At 66.3% G+C, this 18932-nt stretch carries 19 protein-coding genes; 9 read left to right on the top strand and 10 right to left on the bottom strand.

Annotated elements, in window-relative coordinates:
- The first annotated feature begins 58 nt into the window (after positions 1-58).
- The 3 genes from ACZY08_RS19525 (at position 59) to ACZY08_RS19515 (ending at position 1923) form a co-directional block, all read left to right on the top strand.
- On the top strand, positions 59-481 hold the full coding sequence (locus ACZY08_RS19525; RefSeq protein ID WP_463746268.1) for a DUF4307 domain-containing protein: 423 nt from the start codon (positions 59-61) through the stop codon (positions 479-481).
- 240 nt (positions 482-721) lie between these two features.
- The gene (gene greA, locus ACZY08_RS19520) at positions 722-1216 is read left to right on the top strand and encodes a transcription elongation factor GreA (RefSeq protein ID WP_454791596.1); all 495 of its coding nucleotides are present in this window, start codon (positions 722-724) and stop codon (positions 1214-1216) included.
- 35 nt (positions 1217-1251) lie between these two features.
- A complete protein-coding gene (locus tag ACZY08_RS19515) occupies positions 1252-1923 on the top strand; it encodes a GOLPH3/VPS74 family protein (protein WP_463746267.1) in 672 nt (223 codons plus the stop codon).
- Positions 1924-1932: 9 nt separating this feature from the next.
- On the opposite strand, the gene ACZY08_RS19510 is transcribed toward ACZY08_RS19515, so the two are convergent.
- From ACZY08_RS19510 to ACZY08_RS19490, 5 genes are all read right to left on the bottom strand, one after another.
- Positions 1933-3090, bottom strand: coding sequence for a cystathionine gamma-synthase (locus ACZY08_RS19510; RefSeq protein ID WP_463746266.1), 1158 nt, complete (start codon positions 3088-3090; stop codon positions 1933-1935).
- Positions 3091-3115: 25 nt separating this feature from the next.
- A complete protein-coding gene (locus tag ACZY08_RS19505; RefSeq protein ID WP_463746265.1) occupies positions 3116-3607 on the bottom strand; it encodes a TM2 domain-containing protein in 492 nt (163 codons plus the stop codon).
- A 145-nt stretch (positions 3608-3752) separates the two neighbouring features.
- Positions 3753-4874 carry a DUF2189 domain-containing protein gene (locus ACZY08_RS19500; RefSeq protein WP_463746264.1) on the bottom strand — a complete coding sequence of 374 codons (1122 nt, stop codon included), beginning with the start codon at positions 4872-4874 and terminating at the stop codon, positions 3753-3755.
- A 268-nt stretch (positions 4875-5142) separates the two neighbouring features.
- Positions 5143-6549, bottom strand: coding sequence for a cystathionine beta-synthase (locus ACZY08_RS19495; protein ID WP_463746263.1), 1407 nt, complete (start codon positions 6547-6549; stop codon positions 5143-5145).
- Between the two features lie 29 nt (positions 6550-6578).
- Positions 6579-7616 carry an alpha/beta hydrolase gene (locus ACZY08_RS19490; RefSeq protein ID WP_463746262.1) on the bottom strand — a complete coding sequence of 346 codons (1038 nt, stop codon included), beginning with the start codon at positions 7614-7616 and terminating at the stop codon, positions 6579-6581.
- A 192-nt stretch (positions 7617-7808) separates the two neighbouring features.
- On the opposite strand from ACZY08_RS19490, the gene ACZY08_RS19485 reads away from it, so the two are divergent.
- Together ACZY08_RS19485 and ACZY08_RS19480 are read left to right on the top strand one after the other, a co-directional pair.
- Positions 7809-8756, top strand: a complete 948-nt coding sequence (locus ACZY08_RS19485) for an SGNH/GDSL hydrolase family protein (RefSeq protein ID WP_463746261.1) — start codon at positions 7809-7811, stop codon at positions 8754-8756.
- A gap of 44 nt (positions 8757-8800) precedes the next feature.
- Positions 8801-10018 (top strand): acetyl-CoA C-acetyltransferase, encoded by a 1218-nt coding sequence (locus tag ACZY08_RS19480; protein WP_463746260.1) that lies wholly within the window; start codon positions 8801-8803, stop codon positions 10016-10018.
- Positions 10019-10072: 54 nt separating this feature from the next.
- On the opposite strand, the gene ACZY08_RS19475 is transcribed toward ACZY08_RS19480, so the two are convergent.
- Both ACZY08_RS19475 and ACZY08_RS19470 read right to left on the bottom strand, forming a co-directional pair.
- Complete coding sequence (locus ACZY08_RS19475; RefSeq protein WP_463746259.1) at positions 10073-10930, bottom strand: DUF559 domain-containing protein; 858 nt, start codon at positions 10928-10930, stop codon at positions 10073-10075.
- Between the two features lie 223 nt (positions 10931-11153).
- Positions 11154-12002, bottom strand: coding sequence for a Bax inhibitor-1/YccA family protein (locus ACZY08_RS19470; protein WP_463746258.1), 849 nt, complete (start codon positions 12000-12002; stop codon positions 11154-11156).
- 175 nt (positions 12003-12177) lie between these two features.
- On the opposite strand from ACZY08_RS19470, the gene ACZY08_RS19465 reads away from it, so the two are divergent.
- The 3 genes from ACZY08_RS19465 to ACZY08_RS19455 are packed head-to-tail and all read left to right on the top strand — an operon-like array spanning position 12178 to position 15710.
- A complete protein-coding gene (locus tag ACZY08_RS19465) occupies positions 12178-13227 on the top strand; it encodes an enoyl-CoA hydratase/isomerase family protein (RefSeq protein WP_463746257.1) in 1050 nt (349 codons plus the stop codon).
- Positions 13224-14000 (top strand): enoyl-CoA hydratase, encoded by a 777-nt coding sequence (locus tag ACZY08_RS19460; protein ID WP_463746256.1) that lies wholly within the window; start codon positions 13224-13226, stop codon positions 13998-14000. Before ACZY08_RS19465 ends, ACZY08_RS19460 begins: the two co-directional genes overlap by 4 nt.
- Before the next feature lie 9 nt (positions 14001-14009).
- The gene (locus ACZY08_RS19455; RefSeq protein WP_463746255.1) at positions 14010-15710 is read left to right on the top strand and encodes an alpha/beta hydrolase; all 1701 of its coding nucleotides are present in this window, start codon (positions 14010-14012) and stop codon (positions 15708-15710) included.
- 9 nt (positions 15711-15719) lie between these two features.
- Here ACZY08_RS19455 and ACZY08_RS19450 read toward each other — a convergent pair whose 3' ends face one another.
- On the bottom strand, positions 15720-16088 hold the full coding sequence (locus tag ACZY08_RS19450) for a rhodanese-like domain-containing protein (RefSeq protein ID WP_463746254.1): 369 nt from the start codon (positions 16086-16088) through the stop codon (positions 15720-15722).
- Positions 16089-16093: 5 nt separating this feature from the next.
- The gene (locus ACZY08_RS19445) at positions 16094-16615 is read right to left on the bottom strand and encodes a cysteine dioxygenase (RefSeq protein ID WP_463746253.1); all 522 of its coding nucleotides are present in this window, start codon (positions 16613-16615) and stop codon (positions 16094-16096) included.
- A gap of 118 nt (positions 16616-16733) precedes the next feature.
- Between ACZY08_RS19445 and lpqV the strand changes: the two genes are divergently transcribed.
- A complete protein-coding gene (gene lpqV / locus ACZY08_RS19440) occupies positions 16734-17192 on the top strand; it encodes a lipoprotein LpqV (protein ID WP_463746252.1) in 459 nt (152 codons plus the stop codon).
- Positions 17193-17198: 6 nt separating this feature from the next.
- On the opposite strand, the gene ACZY08_RS19435 is transcribed toward lpqV, so the two are convergent.
- Positions 17199-18908, bottom strand: a complete 1710-nt coding sequence (locus tag ACZY08_RS19435; RefSeq protein WP_463746251.1) for a SulP family inorganic anion transporter — start codon at positions 18906-18908, stop codon at positions 17199-17201.
- Positions 18909-18932 lie beyond the last annotated feature (24 nt).

Here is an 18932-nt window from a genome sequence, read left to right as displayed (position 1 = left end):
CCGACCCGCTCCCTGGGCGTCGGTGGCCAACCTGTCTCGCCCTATAGTTCCAGTTCTGATGATCGAACGCCCTGCCGCCCGATACGGATCCCGCCAATTGTCCCGACGGACCCGGCGAACGATCACGTTTGCACTGGTCGGCCTGGTGGTGGCCGCGGGGGTCATCCTGGCGGTCGTGGCCTTCCAGCGGTTGGGCACCGGCGAGGTGAAAGGCGAGCTCTCGGCCTACGAACTGGTCGACAGCCAAACCGTGTCGGTGACGATCGGGGTGACGCGGCCCGACCCTTCGAGGCCGGTGGTGTGCATCGTTCGGGCCCGCTCGATGGACGGGAGCGAAACCGGGCGACGCGAAATCTTGGTGAGCCCCTCCGATCAGCGGGTGGTGCAGGTGACCGCCGAGGTGAAATCCAGCCGACCCCCCGTGATGGGCGATGTCTACGGTTGCGGGACGGATGTGCCGTCCTACCTGGTAGCGCCCTGAATTTGACGCTGGCAACAAACCACGAACAGCCATTACGTGAAGATTCGTTGGCCGCTCGGTGGTACGATTGTGCGATACACGGTTCCTCGCTGGGGCCGTGTATTGCTGCATTAGCGCTCAGTTAGGCGCTTCCGTCCGCGGCAATACACGCGCCTGCCCCTCGGCCTGGAAACGACGGACTTCGCATGCGAAGAGGGCGTGAGAGCGCCGCACGAGCAAGATAGACAGGAGCGCGAGAACATGACCGACACACAGGTCACCTGGCTCACTCAGGATGCATTCGACCGGTTGAAGGCGGAGCTGGATCAGCTGATCGCCAACCGGCCGGTGATCGCCGCCGAGATCAACGACCGTCGCGAAGAGGGCGACCTGCGCGAGAACGGTGGCTACCACGCCGCCCGCGAGGAGCAGGGCCAGCAGGAGGCCCGCATCCGCCAGCTGCAGGAACTCCTCAACAACGCGAAGGTCGGTGAGGCACCCAAGCAGTCCGGTGTCGCGCTGCCCGGTTCGGTCGTCAAGGTCTACTACGACGACGACAAGAAGGACACCGAGACGTTCCTGATCGCCACCCGCCAGGAGGGCATCAGCGTCGGCAAGCTCGAGGTGTACTCCCCCAACTCACCGCTGGGCAGTGCACTGATCGACGCCAAGGTCGGCGAGTCGCGCACCTACACGGTGCCCAACGGCAACACCGTCAAGGTCACCCTGGTCAGCGCCGAGCCCTATCACGCCTGACGGGTCGACACGGGGGAAGCACTACAGTCGGGGAAATGGCGCAAATCGCCGAAGACCTGTTCTTGCTGTTGCTGGACAACGCAGCTGCCCAACCCGCGCTTGACCGCCATCGCAGGGAGAAAGTACTCAGCGCCGCAGTACTACTGGACCTGGCTTACGCCTGCCGGATCCGCCCTGCCATGGCAGACGAGCCGATCGCGGCCGGCCGGTTGATCGCGTTGGCCGGCGATTGGCCCGCCGATCCGGTCGGCGACCCGGCGTTCCAGCTACTGCAACGTCGGCCGCTTTCGGCGGAGTCTGCGCTGGCCAAGCTGAGCAGGCACACCCAGACCACCCTGGAACAGCATCTCGAACACATCGGGCAGATCCGGCGGGTCCGCATGCCCGGCAAGGGTTTTCCGGGCAAGACCGTCTACTGCTGGCCACTGGCCAACCGGGAAAGGGTCAGCCAGGCGCGGGAGGCCCTGTTGGCCGCACTGTTCGAAGGCCACAACCCCGTACCGGCGATCGCCGCGATCATCTGCCTGCTGCACGCGGTCGACGGCTTGGGCGCGATATTGAGCCTCAATGACCGGGGCTGGCGCTGGGTGCATGCGCGGTCCACCGAAATCGCCACGGGCATCTGGGTGGACGAGACCGCGTCGGCACTGCCCGAGATGAATCTGGCAGTGACGACGTCGGCGTTACGTCCGGCCCTGATGGCCTAGCGCCCGGCGTTACTTCCCGAGCGCTTGCTCCAGGTCGGCCAGCAGGTCGGCAGCATGCTCGATACCCACCGACAGCCGCACCAGGTTGTCCGGTACCTCCAGCTGCGAGCCCGCCGTCGACGCATGCGTCATGGCCCCCGGGTACTCGATCAACGACTCCACCCCGCCGAGCGACTCGGCGAGAATGAAAAGCTCAGTGCGCGAGCACAATTCACGTGCCGCTCGAGGTCCACCGCGTAGCTGCAGGCTCACCATGCCGCCGAAACCGGACATCTGTCGCGCCGCCACATCGTGGTTGGGGTGGCTCACCAGACCGGGATAGAGCACGGTCTCGACCGCCGGGTGCCCGTCGAGGAATTCGGCTATCAGCGCGGCGTTTTCGCTGTGCTGACGCATCCGCAGCACCAGCGTCTTGAGCCCGCGCATGGTGAGGTATGCGTCGAAGGGACCCGGCACCGCTCCAGCACCGTTCTGCAGGAATGCGAATGCCGCGTCGAGTTCCTCGTTGTTGGTCAGCAGCGCGCCGCCCACCACATCCGAGTGCCCACCGATGTACTTGGTGGTGGAATGCAGCACGATGTCGGCACCCAGCAGCAGCGGCTGCTGCAGTGCAGGCGAGGCAAACGTGTTGTCCACCAACACCTTGACGCCGGCGGACGACGCGATCTGGACGATTCCCGGGATGTCGGCAACGGTCAGCAGCGGGTTGGTGGGCGTCTCCACCCAGATCAGCCGGGTTCGCGGGGTGAGTGCCGAGCGCACCGCGTCCAGGTCGCTCAACGGAACCGGGGTGTGGGTGACCCCCCACTGCGAGAACACCTTGTCGATGAGCCGGAACGTACCGCCGTAGGCGTCATCGGGAATCACCACGTGGTCGCCGGGTCGCAACACCGCGCGCAGGGCACAGTCGGTGGCGGCCATACCCGAGCTGAAGGCGCGCCCATAGGCGGCTTCCTCGACCGCGGCCAGCGCCGATTCCAGTGCCTGCCGCGTGGGATTTCCGGTACGGGCGTACTCGAATCCACCGCGCAACCCGCCGACGCCATCCTGGGCGAAGGTCGAGCTGGCGTAGATCGGCGTGTTGACGGCTCCGGTGCCCGGATCGGGACGGTAACCGGCGTGGATGGCTTTTGTGGCCAGACCGTGCCACCTGCGCTGTTCACTCATAACGTGTCGAGCCTATCGCGGCCGTTCAGTTTCGCAGCTTTCGTCCGTACTGGTCGGGAACTGATCGGGTGAACATCATGATCGCATCCACCAGAGCCCAGATCCCGACGCCGACAATCACAAAGATCCCGACGATGAGAATCGATGTGAGGATGCCGAGGATGGTCAGCCCCAGTTGGATCGCGCCGATATTGGTGGAGCCTATGTAGAAACGCCCGACACCGAAGCCACCCAGAAACAGCTGCAACAGACCGGCGGTCACAGCCGATTTGTCAGACAGCGGCTCCCCGGTCTGCGGATCGCGACCGAACGGAGCCGACGGGTCGGCTGGATACGCGCCGTAAGGCTGCGGCTGCCCGGGGTACCCGGCCGGGAAGCCCTGCGGCGGATAGCCTGCGGGCGGGCCCTGAGGCGGATAACCGCCGAATTGCGGAACTCCCTGCGGAGGCGGGAATTGCGGAGGCATGGCCTGCGGCGGCACTCCGTACATGTCTCCGGGTTGATTTGGTGTCGACATAGCGGCCCCGACTTTCTCGAATGCACCGAGCTCCGATATGGATTCGGCTTCGGCAGGCTAGCTGAAATGATGTCACGGAACACAGCGCCCACGGCGCAGGCATTTCTGCCGTACGCGCCGTGGGCGCTGAGGTCGGTTGTTCTACCTACGGGGTCAGCGGTGCCACCGGGCCACCGCTGAGCCGACGCCAGGCGTACACCTGGATGAGCAGGATCAACGGGATGCCCACGATCAGACCGAGCAAGCACGGGATCGACCCGACGATCGCGATGGCAGCCATCACCAGCACAGTGAGAAACACCGTGCCGAAGTTGGCCTTCACGAGTTCGAAGCTTGCCTTGACCGCGTCGACTGCCTTGAGATTGCGGTCCACCGCGGCGACCGTCGTAAACAGGAACAAGACGGCGATGAGCACGCTGGCGATGAAGGCCAGCGGCATGGTCACCCACCAGAGCCCGGGCACCAAGGCCGTCGGGAGCGACAGCACGAAGTTGACCGCGAACGTGATCGCACCGACGATCACCGTCGCAAGGATCACGTTCATGACGTTGCGCGGCTTGAAGAACGATCCGATCGTCACCTGTTGCCCGTTGGCGATGTCGACCAGGCCCGCGGTGTAGGCCGCGGCGATCCACCCGCTGACGATCAACATCAAGATCGACCCGATGAACATCACGATGCTGCCGGCAACCCCGAGATCGTCCGATGATGCCGAGAAACTGAAGCCGTTTCCACCCGACTCGTAGCTGCTGGTGGAACCGGGCGACACCGCCGCTGCAATGAGCGTGACGACAACCCAGACGGCTGCCGATGCCGCGCCGAACACGAGCCCCGGCACGATCAGCTCGACCGGATGCTTGAGGAACTTGTTCCACGCCCACGAGAAGGCATCACCGACGTTGTAGGGCGCGCCGCCGAATCCGGGTCCGCCCGCGGGCGGGTAGCCGGGAGCCCCATAGCCGGCAGGCGGATACCCACCGGGCGGAGGGTAACCACCGGGCGGCGGATAGCCACCGGGAGGCGGATAACCGCCGGCGCCACCGGCGGGAGGCGGCGGCGGATAGCCGCCGCCCTGCGGTGGCTGCGGCGGCGGATAGCCCCCCTGCTGGGGCGGGGGCGGATAGCTGCCAGGGGGAGGCGGCGGGTAGCTGCCACCCGGCGGCGGGGGCGGCGGTGTGAAGCCCCCGTGCTGGGGCGGAGGTGGAGGCGGATAGCCACCCTCCGGCGGCGGCGGGTAATTCCCGGGCGGGGGCGGTTGATCGGTCACGTCGAAAGCTCTCCTCATCTTCCGATAGCGCTCCGCAGGCGGACGCTACTTTCTGCCAGCACCTAGACGGACAGACTGCTCCACACGCAGATTACGCATCGTCAACCCCGTTTGACAGGACAACACGAGCGTCTTCGCCGGGCGCAGCGGGCCGGTCGTCACCGCGGGCAGCGACGGTCTACGAGTTTGCTAGCCCTAGGCCAACTCACCCTAGCTGAGAAGTCGCTGGAGACAAGGTATTCCACGCGACTCAATACGCTGGATCGCGCTAGTGTCGCCCGCCGCCATCGGACAGGAAGCCGAGCAGGTCGTGGCGGGTGAGCACACCGACCGGTTTGCCCTCTTCGACGACCATCACCGCGTCGCATTCACGCAGCGTCTTCGCCGCGGTGGAAACCAACTCCCCCGCACCGATGAGCGGCAATGGCGGGCTCATGTGCTCGGCAACGGCGTCGGCCAGCTTCGCCCGCCCTTCGAACACCGCGGACAGCAGTTCCCGCTCGGAGACACTGCCTGCCACCTCGCCCGCCATCACCGGAGGCTCGGCGCCGACCACCGGCATCTGGGAGACGCCGTATTCGCGGAGGATGCCGATCGCGTCGCGCACCGTCTCCGACGGATGGGTGTGCACCAGGTCGGGCAGCGCACCGGACTTGCCGCGCAGCACATCGCCGACGGTCGACTGTTCGATCGAACCGTCGAGCCGGTTGCGCAGGAAACCGTAGGACGACATCCATGCGTCGTTGAAAATCTTTGAGAGATAACCGCGTCCGCCGTCGGGCAACAGCACCACGACGACCGAGTCGGGACCGGCCTTGCGAGCCACCTCGAGTGCGGCCACCACCGCCATGCCACAGGACCCACCGACCAGCAGTGCCTCTTCGCGGGCCAGCCGCCGGGTCATGTCGAACGAATCGGCGTCGGACACGGCGATGATCTCGTCGGGGACCGCAGGATCGTAGGCCGACGGCCAGAAATCCTCACCGACGCCTTCCACCAGGTAGGGACGGCCCGTGCCGCCGGAGTACACGGAGCCCTCGGGGTCGGCCCCCACCACCTTCACTGGGCCTTCTGCACGCTGTCGGGATATCTCCTTGAGATACCGGCCCGCACCGGTGATGGTGCCGCCGGTGCCGACGCCCGCCACGAAATGCGTGACCGTGCCGTCGGTGTCGGCCCAGATCTCCGGACCCGTCGTCTCGTAGTGACTCTCCGGTCCCATCGGGTTGGAGTACTGGTCGGGCTTCCAGGCGCCGTCGATCTCCTCGACGAGCCGGTTGGAGACGCTGTAGTAGCTGTCCGGGTGATCCGGTGGCACCGCCGTCGGGCACACCACAACCTCGGCACCGTAGGCGCGCAACACATTCTGCTTGTCCTCGCTGACCTTGTCCGGGCAGACGAAGATGCACTTGTAGCCGCGGGTCTGGGCCACCAGCGCCAGTCCGACCCCGGTGTTACCGGATGTCGGCTCGACGATGGTGCCGCCGGGCTTGAGCTCGCCGCTGGCCTCGGCGGCGTCGATCATCTTGGCGGCAATGCGGTCCTTGGAGCTGCCACCGGGGTTCAGGTACTCGATCTTGGCCAAGACCATTCCTGAGCCTTCTGGGACAACCGAGTTCAGCTGTACCAGCGGGGTATTGCCGATGAGCTCACTGATGTGCCTGGCGATGCGCATACGTCAATGGTCTCAGGCCCGCGAATCGCTTACCAGGTGGCCTCTCGAATGTATTCGCCGATCTGGCGCAATGAGCGCTGCGCTTCAGACACCAGCGGCGACGCAAGCTGGAAGACATGCATCTGACCGGGCCAGATCCGGAGCTCGACCGGAACCCCGGCGGCGGCCAGCATGTGCGCCCCTTTGCGCGCATCGCTGAGCAGAACCTCCGAGCCGGACGCATGGATCAGCGTGCGGGGCAGGCCGGGCTCGACGTGATCGAGGGGCTCGTAGACGTGCTCGCCCTTGCGTTTGGCCGCAGCCTCCACGAGTTCGACGAGTGCGTCGAACGCCTTGGCGGGGAACATCGCGTCAGAGTGGATGTTCGGGTGGTTGGCCCTCGACTCGTTGTCGATCTCGAACAGGGGCGACATCGTCACGATGGCGGCGGGGACCTCCCCCTCGTCGAGCAGGCGCTCGGCCAAGGCCAGCGACAGGTAACCACCTGCCGAGTCGCCCGCCAGCACGATCTGGTCCGGTTCGTAACCGGTCAGCCGCAGCCACTGGTAGGCGTCGTAACAGTCCTCGATCGCGGTGCCCACCGAGTGCTTGGGGACCATGCGGTAGTCGACGACGAACACCGGGCTGTCGGCATATCCCGACAGCGCGGTCACGATGCCGGAGTGCGTGTTGGCTCCGCAGGCCAGGAACGCGCCGCCGTGCAGGTAGAGGATGACGCTGCGCTTCCCGTCGGCGGGCAGTACGCCGTCGGCGCGGACCAGCTGCGCGGTGCAGTGAGGCAGCGCGATGGTGGCTTTGATGGTTCCGGGGACCGGGCGGATCAGCCTGGCAGCGAAATTGACCAGCCCGAAAGGCCACGGCAGATGCGGTACATGGCTACCAATTGCCAGGGTCGGCTTGATTGTCAGCATGGCCGCCAGCGAAGCCAATCGGCCGGCCAGACTCGGGCCGTCCTCGACCACCTCGACGGGCGCGCCGTCACTGACCGGGAACCTACGCCCGCGGTGGGCCCTAGCTGGGCTTATACCAGCCTGATGAGACCTGGATACCTTACTCGGTGCGGTCATCGTCACCACTTCCTACGTCTTTGTAGTGCTAGGTGCGCTTCGTCACTCAGACAACCCGGGTAACTTAGCTTGACATCCGTAAACAGTTCAACAGTCAAATAAACTGAATTGATACCGGACTTGATACAGCACCGTGATCGCCACGATGAGGCGCCACGCGGATTACCCGTCTGATCGACCTAGACTGATCGCGTGGGCACACCGCGTCGGTCGACCGTCGCCCTCGCCGCTGCGGCGACGTTGGCTTCTACGGGATCGGCCTATATCGGAGCACGCAACTTGTTGAGCGGGCAGGCCAACAAGGCCCGTCAGGTCATCCCAAAATCCTGGGACATCCCGCCCCGCGCCGATGGCGTGTATCTCCCGGGCGGCGGGCCCGTCGAGAAATGGGAACGCGGGGTCCCCTTCGACCTGCACCTGATGATCTTCGGCGACTCCACGGCCACCGGATACGGCTGCCGGGTGCCCGACGAAGTGCCCGGAGTTTTGATCGCGCGCGGCGTGGCCGAGCAGTTCGGCGAACGAGTCCGCTTGAGCACCAAGGCGATCGTCGGCGCCACCTCGAAAGGGCTGTCCGGCCAGATCGATGCCATGTTCGTGGCGGGCCCACCACCGGATGCTGCCGTGATCATGATCGGCGCCAACGACATCACCAAACCCAACGGCGTCGGGCCGTCGGCCCGCCGCGTCGGCGACGCGGTGCGGCGGCTGCGGGCGGCAGGAGCCGTCGTCGTGGTCGGCACGTGCCCCGATTTCGGGGTGATCACCGCCATCCCTCAACCGTTGCGCGCGTTCGCCCGCGCGCGTGGCCTGCGGCTGGCCCGCGCCCAGGCCGGCGCCGTGCGAGCGGCTGGGGGCATACCCATACCGTTCTCCGATCTCCTGGCCAGCGACTTCCACAAGGCCCCTGACCTGCTGTTCTCCGAGGACATGTTCCATCCGTCGGCAGCCGGCTACGCGCTCGCGGCCAAGCAGTTGCTGCCCGCGCTGTGCACCGTGCTCGGCGAGTGGGACGGTGACGCGGCGCTGGAATCCGGCGCCGCCGACACCAGGACGTTGCTGACCCGGCTCGGCGGTGTCAGCAGGCTGTGGCACCGCTCAACCGGGGTGCCCGCACCCATCGTGGTGACCGCGGGCTAGTTTCAATCTGAGTTTTCTAAGCCATTCGATCAGCAGGAGCCGTCATGCCTGAAGCCGTCATCGTTGCCACCGCCCGCTCACCGATCGGCCGCGCCGTCAAGGGATCGCTGGCCACCATGCGCCCCGACGACCTGGCCGGCCAGATGGTGCGCGCCGTGCTGGACAAGGTGCCGTCGCTGGATCCGCGCGACATCGACGACCTGATGATGGGCTGCGCCCAGCCCGCCGGTGAGGCCGGCTACAACATCGCGCGCGCGGTGGCCGTCGAGCTCGGCTACGACTTCCTGCCGGGCACCACTGTCAACCGGTACTGCTCCTCGTCACTGCAGACCACCCGGATGGCCTTCCACGCCATCAAGGCCGGTGAGGGTGACGTGTTCATCTCCGCGGGTGTAGAGACGGTGTCGCGCTTCGGCGTCGGCGCCGCCGATGGCGCCCCCAATTCCAAGAACTCGCTGTTCGAAGAGGCCCAGGCGCGCACGATCACGCAGGCCGAGGGCGACATCAAGTGGCATGACCCGCGCGAGGACGGCCTGATCCCGGACGTCTACATCGCCATGGGCCAGACCGCCGAGAACGTCGCCACCTACACCGGCATCAGCCGCGAAGACCAGGACCACTGGGGCGTGCGTTCACAGAACCGTGCTGAGGAAGCCATCAAGAACGGGTTCTTCGAGCGCGAGATCGTCCCGGTGACGCTGCCCGACGGCACGGTCGTCTCCACCGATGACGGGCCGCGTGCCGGCACCTCCTACGAAAAGATCAGCCAGCTCAAGCCGGTGTTCCGGCCCAACGGCACGATCACCGCAGGTAACGCGTGTCCGCTGAACGACGGTGCCGCCGCCGTCGTCATCATGAGCGACACCAAGGCCAAGGAGCTGGGCCTTACCCCGCTGGCCCGCATCGTCTCCACCGGGGTTTCCGGTCTCTCGCCGGAGATCATGGGCCTGGGCCCGATCGAGGCAATCAAGAAGGCGCTGGCCAAGGCCGGCAAGAAGATCTCCGACATCGACCTGGTCGAGATCAACGAGGCGTTCGCCGTGCAGGTGATCGGCTCGGCTCGTGAGCTCGGCATCGACGAGGACAAGCTGAACGTGTCCGGCGGCGCGATTGCGCTGGGCCACCCGTTCGGCATGACCGGCGCCCGCATCACCGCCACGCTGCTGAACAACCTCCAGACCTACGACAAGACGTTCGGCATCGAGTCGATGTGCGTCGGTGGCGGCCAGGGTATGGCGATGGTTCTGGAGCGTCTCTCCTAGTTTGCCTGCGTTGACTCTGCGTGCAGGGCGCGAAAGTGCGAGTAACCCGCGCCCTCACCGCAGAGTCAACGGCTCGGCAACCTCATTCCACGCAAGACGTAGACGCCGGAGGATGTCTACCCGACGGTGGCCCTTGGCCACTTGGATCGTGGTCCAACCGGCTCGCCTGATGTATTCGTGGCGGACGATGTCGTAACCAAGCGCATCAGCATGCTGTACGCCGTCGTATTCGACCGCGAGCATGTGCTCCTCCCATCCCATATCCAGGTAATACCTTGCTTGGCCGTTCCGACCCGGCACCGAGATCTGTGTTTGCGGTCGCGGGTAGCCATCGTCGATGATCATGAGACGAAGCCAGGTTTCCTTGGGCGACTGGGCACCCGGGTCGTAGATATCGAGCGCAGACTCAAGCTGACGTAGCCCACGTGTGTGCCGATGACGAGCCGCCAGCGCCAAGACATCAGCAGCTTTGAATCCAGTCGCATTGCCGAGTGCGTCGAGGCGCGCCACCGCCTCCCCGAGTGGGCCGCGCCTGCCGAGATCGAATGCCGTCCGCTCGGGCGTCGTCACGTTCATCCCGTCGAGCCGTTGAAACTCCCCCGGCTGCAACAGATCGGTGCGGGTGATGACTCCCCGCGGAGGCCTCGCATTCGCCCAGATCAGCTCGACTGGAACGTCGTCGTCAACCCACTCTGCGCGATGCATCGCGGATGCCGCGAGACCCGCGACCACCGCTTCGCGATGCGACCACAACCACGCTGCCTGCGTCCGCCGCCGCAAAGTCGGAGTAATCCGCTTGTCCAGGTACACATTTGGCATCAGCGATCGGTAGTAGCGGCGCAACTCGTAGCGGTTCACCGCACCGCATGCCAAAGCCTCACTGCCGACGAAGGCATCACTTCCAATGTCCATGGCCACAGGCTGGTTTCAGTTGCCGACATTCGTCGCCCACCGCACCATCCGGGGCTTCGCGATGTGGATGAATCTTCGCTTGGGGATAACCATCTCGCGCATGCCACCCGTTTGGCTCTGCGCTCAGGGTGCAAACGTGCGAGAGACCTGCGCCCTCCTCGCAGAGTCAACCCAAAAGAAAAAGGCGCCCGCAATCGCGGACGCCTTTCTCGGGGCAGGGTTGCTAGTCGTTGTTGAAGTACGACAGCAACCGGAGGATCTCGATGTACAGCCAGACCAGCGTGACGGTCAGGCCCAGGGCGATGCCCCATGCGGCCTTCTCCGGAGCACCGGCACGGATCATCTGGTCGGCGGCATCGAAGTCGATCAGGAAGCTGAACGCCGCCAGCGCGATCACGAACAGCGAGAACGCGATGGACAAGCCGCCGCCCGAACGCAGGCCGAGGCCTTCACCGCCGCCGACACCGAACATCGCGAGCACGAAGTTCACGAGAACCAATGCCAGCACGCCGAACATCGCGGCGACGATCATCCGGGTGAACTTGGGCGTCACGCGGATGGCGCCGGTCTTGTAGACCACGAGCATGCCGATGAACACACCGATCGAGGCCACGACGGCCTGGAAGATCATGGAGGGCCCACCGCTGGACACCAGGTTGGCGAACAGGAACGACGCCGCGCCGAGGAACAGGCCCTCCAGCGCCGCATACGTCAGCACGATGGCCGGGTTGTCCTGCTTGCGCCCGAAGGTCGCGATCAGCACCATGACCAGACCGCCGAGGCCGCCGATCAGGGTGAACGGCATCATCAGGGCCGTATTTCCGGCCACGAGGAAGTAGGACACGACCGCGACGGCCGACACGACGGCCAGCGTGATGCCGGTCTTGGTGACGACGTCGTCGATGGTCAGCGGGCGGGAAACGCCCGTCTGCGGCTGCTCCAAGTACTCCTGCGCGTAGGGCTGCGCATGCACCTGCTGTGCACCGAAGCCGCTGGCTCCGGTGCCGAATTGTGCGTATCCGCCCTGCGTCTTGGGCAGGCTGCGGAATACCGGGTTGCTGGTTTCGCGCACCGTCGGATCCTCTCTGATGAGATGTGTTCGAGTACGAACTAGTAGCTCAACGATCAATGGTCCTGCTGGGTTCCCGTCGACGACTACAAACTCTCAGGAAACTTCCAGGTTTGATCTTGGGGCAAACCCTACCCGTAGCGCACCACAACTGGGGCGCCGAACTAGATTGCAACTCGTGACAGAAAACGAGGACGTCCTAGTAAGTGTCCGGAACGGCGTCGGGATCCTCACGCTGAACCGGCCCAAGGCGATCAACTCGCTCAACGACGCCATGGTCGCGGGCATCTCCGAGGCGCTGCACGCCTGGGCGAACGACGACACGATCCACACCGTGCTGCTGACCGGCGCCGGCGAACGTGGCCTCTGCGCGGGCGGTGACGTGGTCGCGCTCTATCACAGCGCCAAGGCCGACGACGGGGCAGCGCAACGGTTCTGGTACGACGAATACCTGCTCAACGCCTATATCGGCAGCTATCCGAAGCCCTACCTGGCGGTGATGGACGGCATCGTCATGGGCGGTGGCGTGGGCATCGCGTCCCACGGCAACATCCGGGTGGCGACCGATACCACCAAGATGGCGATGCCCGAGGTCGGCATCGGCTTCATCCCCGACGTCGGCGGTACCTATCTGCTGTCGCGGGCCCCGGGCCGGTTGGGACTGCACGCCGCGCTCACCGGCGCACCGTTCTCCGGGGCCGACGCGATCGCCATGGGTTTCGCCGATCACTACGTGCCCCATGACAAGCTGGCCGCCTTCACCGAGTCCGTCGTCGCCGACGGCGTCGAGAACGCCCTGGCCACCTACGCCATCGAGGCGCCGGCCAGCCCACTTCTCGAACAGCGCGGCTGGATCGACGAGTGTTATGCCGGCGACACCGTGGCCGACGTCGTCGCCGCACTGCGCGGCCATGACGAGCAGGCTGCCCGCGACGGCGCGGACTTGATCGCCACCCGCTCCCCCGTCGCCCTTTCCGTCACGCTCGAAGCGGTGCGCCGGGCCGCCAAGCTGGAGACACTGGAGGACGTGCTGCGCCAGGAGTACCGAACCTCGTGCGCCTCGGTGAAATCGCATGACTTCGTCGAGGGCATCCGCGCTCAGCTCGTCGACAAGGACCGCAACCCGCAATGGTCCCCTGCCTCGATCGCAGCGGTCACCCCCGCCGATGTCGAGGCGTACTTCGTTCCGGCCGACCCCGATCTGACCTTCCAGGAGGACAACCAATGAGTGAGTTCGAGACGATCCTGGTGACCCGCACCGACCGGGTCGCCACCATCACGCTGAACCGGCCCAAGGCGCTCAATGCGCTCAACACCCAGGTGATGACCGAAGTGACCACGGCCGCAGCCGAACTCGACCGTGACCCGAGCGTCGGCGCGATCATCGTCACCGGCAATGAGAAGGCGTTCGCCGCCGGCGCCGACATCAAGGAGATGGCCGAACTGTCGTTCGCCGACGTGTACGCGGCCGACTTCTTCGAGCTGTGGTCGAAGTTCGCCGACACCCGCACGCCCACGATCGCCGCGGTTGCCGGGTATGCGCTGGGCGGTGGCTGCGAACTGGCGATGATGTGCGACATCCTGATCGCCGCGGACTCGGCGAAATTCGGCCAGCCCGAGATCAAGCTGGGTGTGCTGCCGGGCATGGGCGGCAGCCAGCGGCTGACACGGGCGATCGGCAAGGCCAAGGCGATGGACCTGATCCTCACCGGCCGGACCATCGACGCTGTCGAGGCCGAGCGCGCCGGCCTGGTGTCACGCCTGGTGCCCGCGGACTCACTGATCGACGAGGCCCTGGCCGTGGCCGCGACCATCGCCGGGATGTCCCTGTCGGCTTCGCGGATGGCCAAGGAGGCGGTCAACCGGGCCTTCGAGTCCAGCCTGGCCGAAGGACTGCTCTACGAGCGCAGGCTGTTCCACTCGGCCTTCGCCACCGCCGACCAGAAGGAAGGCATGGCGGCGTTCTCGGAGAAGCGCGCCGCCAACTTCACCCATCGCTAAAGTCGACGGGTGACCGAGACCGCCGAATCCGAGGCCGACGCACCCGAAGTCCAGTCAGGTGGTGCAGAGAAGCCGGTGTGGTGGGCACGCCATTACACGTTCTTCGGCACCGCGGTGGGTCTGGTGTTCGTCTGGTTCTCGCTCACACCGTCGCTGCTGCCCCGCGGGCCGCTGTTCCAGGGCCTGGTCAGCGGCGGCGCCGGCGCAACCGGGTACGGCCTCGGCGTTTTCGGGGTGTGGCTGGTCCGCTACATGCGTTCGGCGGAAACCAGCCCGAAAGCCCCCAAGTGGGCCTGGTTGTCCTTGCTCGTCGTGGGTGTCGTCGGACAGATCCTGATGATCATCTACTTCCACGTCTGGCAGGACGAGGTCCGCGACTTCATGGGCGTGCCCCGGCTGAAGTTCTGGGATCACCCGCTGACCGCGGTGCTGTCACTCGTGGTTCTGTTCGCGTTCGTCGAGATCGGGCAATTGGTCCGCAAGCTGGTACGTTTCCTGGACCTCAAACTGGATCGCTTTCTGCCACCGCGGGTTTCGGCCGTCATCACGGTGGCGCTGCTGCTTGCGCTGTCGATCGCGCTGCTGAACGGTGTGGTGGTCCGGGTGGCGATGAGCACCATCAACCGGACATTCGCGGCCGTCAACGACGAGAGCGATCCTGACTTCGCCGCCCCGACGTCGGTCCTACGCTCGGGCGGCCCACAGTCATTGGCCGACTGGGAGTCGCTGGGCCATCAGGGTCGGGTGTTCGTCTCGGCCGGCCCTACTGTGCAACAGCTTTCGCAGTTCCACGGTAAGCCTGCGATCGAACCGATCCGCGCCTACGCGGGTCTGCATTCCGCCGATGGCATCAAGGCCACCGCGGCCCTGGCGGCCAGGGAGTTACAACGCACCGGCGGCCTGGACCGCGCCGTGATCGCGGTGGCGACCACGACGGGCACGGGCTGGATCAACGAGGCCGAGGCCTCCGCCTTGGAATACATGTACAACGGCAACACCGCGATCGTGTCGATGCAGTACTCATTCCTGCCGAGTTGGTTGTCGTTCCTGGTCGACCAGGAGAACGCGCGGCAGGCCGGGCAGGCGTTGTTCGAGGCCGTCGACACTCTGGTCCGGGCGATGCCGGAGGCCAAGCGCCCCAAACTGGTGGTGTTCGGCGAGAGCCTGGGATCGTTCGGCGGCGAGGCACCGTTCCTGTCGCTGAACAATCTCGTCGCCCGCACCGACGGTGCGCTGTTCTCGGGCCCGACGTTCAAGAACACGATCTGGACGACGCTGACCCGCGACCGCGACGCCGGTTCGCCGGAGTGGTTGCCGATCTACGACAACGGCGAGAACGTGCGGTTCAGTGCGAAAGCCGACGATCTGGACCGGCCCGATGCGCCGTGGGGCCACCCCCGCGCGGTGTATCTGCAGCACGCCTCGGACCCGATCTCGTGGTGGACGCCCGACCTGTTGTTCGCCAAGCCGGATTGGCTGCGTGAGCCACGTGGGTACGACGTATCGCCGCGGATGGAATGGATCCCCATCGTGACGTTCCTGCAGGTGTCCGCGGACATGGCGGTGGCGGTCGATGTGCCCGACGGCCACGGCCACGTCTACGTCAAGAACGTCGCCGACGCATGGGCGGCGATCCTACAGCCGCCGGGCTGGACGCCGGAGATGACCGAGAAGCTCCGCCCCATGCTGAGCAACAACGAAAACGCCTGAGGCGCAACCTCACACGTGACCGGCGGCGACCAGCGCGTGATAGCCGCCGACGACGTCGGTGGACCGGTGTAGACCGAGGTCCACCAGCGCCGCCGCGGCGAGGCTCGACGTGTAACCCTCCGAGCACAGGATCACCCAGTAGACGTCGTCGTCGACTGCCTGCGGTATCCGCGCATCACTGGTCGGGTCGCAGCGCCACTCCAGCACGTTGCGCTCGATGACCAGCGCACCGGGTACCGAACCCTCGGCGGCACGCTGGGCAGCGGGGCGAATGTCGACCAGGACGGCACCGGCGTCCAGGGCCTCGGGAAGGTCTTCGGCGGGGAGTCGGTGCAGCCGGGTCCGGGCCTGCTCCAGCACGGTGGCGATTCGGCTCATTTCAATCACTCCGGTGCGTCGGTGAGCTCGGTGCGGTTGCGGCGCAACGTGTTCTGCGGCGTCACCTCGTAGTAGGACATTGCGGTCAGCGGCGGCGAGTAGGCGTGGACGCTCAGCGTCGGCCCCGTCACCGTCAGCGGTCCGGATGCGTGCACCACGTCATGCACCCAACCCAGTGGGAAGGCCGCCTGATCGCCTTCCGAGAGGCGCCGCCCCCGTAGAAGCTCGCCATCCCAACGGGTTTCGCGCAGTGCACCGGACACCACGGTCAAAGCGCCGAGGGAACCGCCGTGGTCGTGCAGTTCGGTCGACTTGTCGGGTACCCAGCTGATCAGCCAGACCTCGACTTCGTCGTCACCCGACAAGCGGGTGTACCAGCGGTCGTCCTTCGGCAGCTTGCGCAGCAACCTGTCGTAGCGTCCGGACAACACATCGTCGGCAGCGCGGTCGGTGGTGTGCAACAGGTCGGGCAGCCGTAGCCGGGTGGGCGCCGAGACCGCAGGAACGGGCGCGAGCGTAGACAACATCAGAGAAACTCCAAGAATGACGGCGGAACAGGGCAGACGGGCGCGCTAGCGAGCCCGACAACACTCCTGGAATCCGGTCCCTTCCGTCATGGCCGCCAGTGTTGCATAGATTGGCGGGATGCGCCGTTACACGTGGACCACCCGCCTGACCGCCGGAGCCGTCACAGCCACCGCGCTGGGCCTGCTGATCGGATGCTCGACGGAGGCCGGCAAGGAGCAGTCCGGCGAGTCCGCGGCACCCTCCCCGCCGGCCACCACAACCGCCGAGGCGGCGACCCCCACGGCCAAGCCCGGCGAGGTCGCGGTGTCCCCCGGCGGGGTCACCACGGCCGTCGGCGCTGACGCGCAGTCCACCGAAGAGGAGTATTTCCAGGCCTGTCACGCCGCGAAGGTGTGGATGGAAGGCAAGGGCGGCGACCTCAAGGCCCAGATCGAGCCGTATCTGGCGAGCCTGCAGGCACCCGATGCGGCCCCCGGGCCCGGCACGTACAACGTGGCGTGGGCCCAGCTGGAGCCGGGCCGTCAGGCAGCGGTCATCGTCGCGGCGCGGGCAGCTGCCGACGAACTCTGCGGCTAGCCGCTGCTAGTTCGAATCAGGCTGCGCCGAACCCCCGGCAGCGCCGCCCTGGGCGGACACCCAGGCGCGGCCACGTGCGACCGCGGTGTCGAGGGCGCCGAAGACGCGGTCGGACGACGGGACGATGCCGTCGTCGCCCAGCAGGTCGTCGAGCCCGCCCCGCCGCAGGACCTCCGCGGTGGCGGCGTCGACCCCAGAGATGATGAGCCGTCCGTTGTTGTCCGCCAGCTGCCCGGCCCAGCGGCGCATCGCCTTGATGGTCACCGACGACGGCACATCGGGCAGCGCGCGCAGGCTGAGCACGACGACGGCGTTGGTGCTGCCATCGGCGCGGGGCCAGGTTTCGTCGATGCGGGCCACTTCCGCGAACAACCCGACCCCGGCGTAGTGCAGCACGGTGACGTCGTTGCTGGCGCACTGCTCGGGCACCGGCGCCTGTTCCCAGCCTCCGCCCGGCGCCGGGGTCAGCGCCATCAACTGCGCGGCTTTTGCCGCCTTCGCGCAGTAGAGCACCAGTGAGGTGATGACGCCGATGAGGATCGCGGTGTGCAACGGAAGTTGTGTGGTGGCCGCGAACGTCACCAGCATCGCCACCGCCGAAAGCGGGGCGACCCGCAGGACCAGCTTGATATCGGGCAGTCGGCCGACCACCAGCTCGGCCCCGATCACGAGGATCAGCCCGCCGATCACCGGCATCGGGATGATCTCGGCAGCCGACCCGGCCACCAATACCAGCGCTGCGAGCCACAACCCGGCGAAGATGCCCGCCCACCGGGTCTGTGCGCCCGCTGAGGTCGCCACCCCGGTCCGCGACAGTGAACCGCCGGCCGGCAGCGCGCCGAACAACCCGCCCGTCACGTTCGCCGCGCCCTGGGCCAGGAAATCGCCGTTCATGTTGGTGCGGCTGCCGTCCGGGTTGGGCACCGCGGCCGAGATTCCAGCGGCCTGGGCCAGCGCGACGAGTGCCACCGCCACGCCGCCGACGATGAGTTCAGGCATGGCGGCAAAGTTCGGAACTGTCAACGGCGGAAGCGCATTCGCGATCGACGCGATGTCACCGACGGTTTCGACATCGATGTGCGCGACGGCCACCACCGCCGTCACGACGACGAGAGCCAGCAACGTCGCGAACGATTCGAGCGGCTTGATGAAGTGGAACACCGCCCACACCGCGACGGTGCCCAGCGCCACTGCGGCGGCGGCGGGATGCCACAACCCGATGTGCGCCAGGGAGTCGACGAATTTGCCAATCGTGTTGCCGCTCTGCGGTTTGTAGCCGGTGGCGTCGCCGAGGACGCCGGCGACGATCTGCAGGGCGATGCCGGTGGAGAAGCCCGTCATCACGGCATTGGACACGAAGTTCATGATCGAGCCGAACCGCAGCAGGCCGAACAGCAGCATCACCACACCGACCACGAGGGCCAGTGCGGCGATATTTGCCGGATCCGCCGGATCCAGGCCGGCCTCCTTGAGCACACTGCGCGACGTCAGGGCGATGGCGCTGGTCAGCGTCGTCACCATCAGCACGGTGCGGGCGAACAGTGACCCGATGATGCCGGGCACGATGCCGGCATAGATTCCGGCGACCGGGTTGAAGCCGCCGATACTGGCGTACGCCATGCCTTCTGGGATGGAGAACAATCCCGTAACCAGCCCCGAGATGACATCGCGAGGCTTGGGGCGACCGAGCTTTCGCGCGAATGTTGACGCTCCCACAGTTCAACCCTCCCACGAATGAGT

The sequence above is a fragment of the Mycobacterium sp. IDUB_9 genome, from assembly GCF_055419505.1.
Note: the sequence above shows the minus strand (reverse complement) of the source record. Positions and strands in the feature narration are given on the sequence as shown.

Coding starts and splice junctions, on each gene's coding strand:
- ACZY08_RS19510 (WP_463746266.1), bottom strand. CDS start 3,090: ATGAGTGAACAGCGCAGGTGGCACGGTCTGGCCACAAAAGCCATCCAC.
- ACZY08_RS19495 (WP_463746263.1), bottom strand. CDS start 6,549: ATGCGCATCGCCAGGCACATCAGTGAGCTCATCGGCAATACCCCGCTG.
- ACZY08_RS19490 (WP_463746262.1), bottom strand. CDS start 7,616: ATGACCGCACCGAGTAAGGTATCCAGGTCTCATCAGGCTGGTATAAGC.
- ACZY08_RS19475 (WP_463746259.1), bottom strand. CDS start 10,930: ATGGACATTGGAAGTGATGCCTTCGTCGGCAGTGAGGCTTTGGCATGC.
- ACZY08_RS19450 (WP_463746254.1), bottom strand. CDS start 16,088: ATGAGCCGAATCGCCACCGTGCTGGAGCAGGCCCGGACCCGGCTGCAC.
- ACZY08_RS19505 (WP_463746265.1), bottom strand. CDS start 3,607: ATGTCGACACCAAATCAACCCGGAGACATGTACGGAGTGCCGCCGCAG.
- ACZY08_RS19445 (WP_463746253.1), bottom strand. CDS start 16,615: ATGTTGTCTACGCTCGCGCCCGTTCCTGCGGTCTCGGCGCCCACCCGG.
- lpqV (WP_463746252.1), top strand. CDS start 16,734: ATGCGCCGTTACACGTGGACCACCCGCCTGACCGCCGGAGCCGTCACA.
- ACZY08_RS19525 (WP_463746268.1), top strand. CDS start 59: ATGATCGAACGCCCTGCCGCCCGATACGGATCCCGCCAATTGTCCCGA.
- ACZY08_RS19480 (WP_463746260.1), top strand. CDS start 8,801: ATGCCTGAAGCCGTCATCGTTGCCACCGCCCGCTCACCGATCGGCCGC.
- ACZY08_RS19515 (WP_463746267.1), top strand. CDS start 1,252: ATGGCGCAAATCGCCGAAGACCTGTTCTTGCTGTTGCTGGACAACGCA.
- ACZY08_RS19460 (WP_463746256.1), top strand. CDS start 13,224: ATGAGTGAGTTCGAGACGATCCTGGTGACCCGCACCGACCGGGTCGCC.
- greA (WP_454791596.1), top strand. CDS start 722: ATGACCGACACACAGGTCACCTGGCTCACTCAGGATGCATTCGACCGG.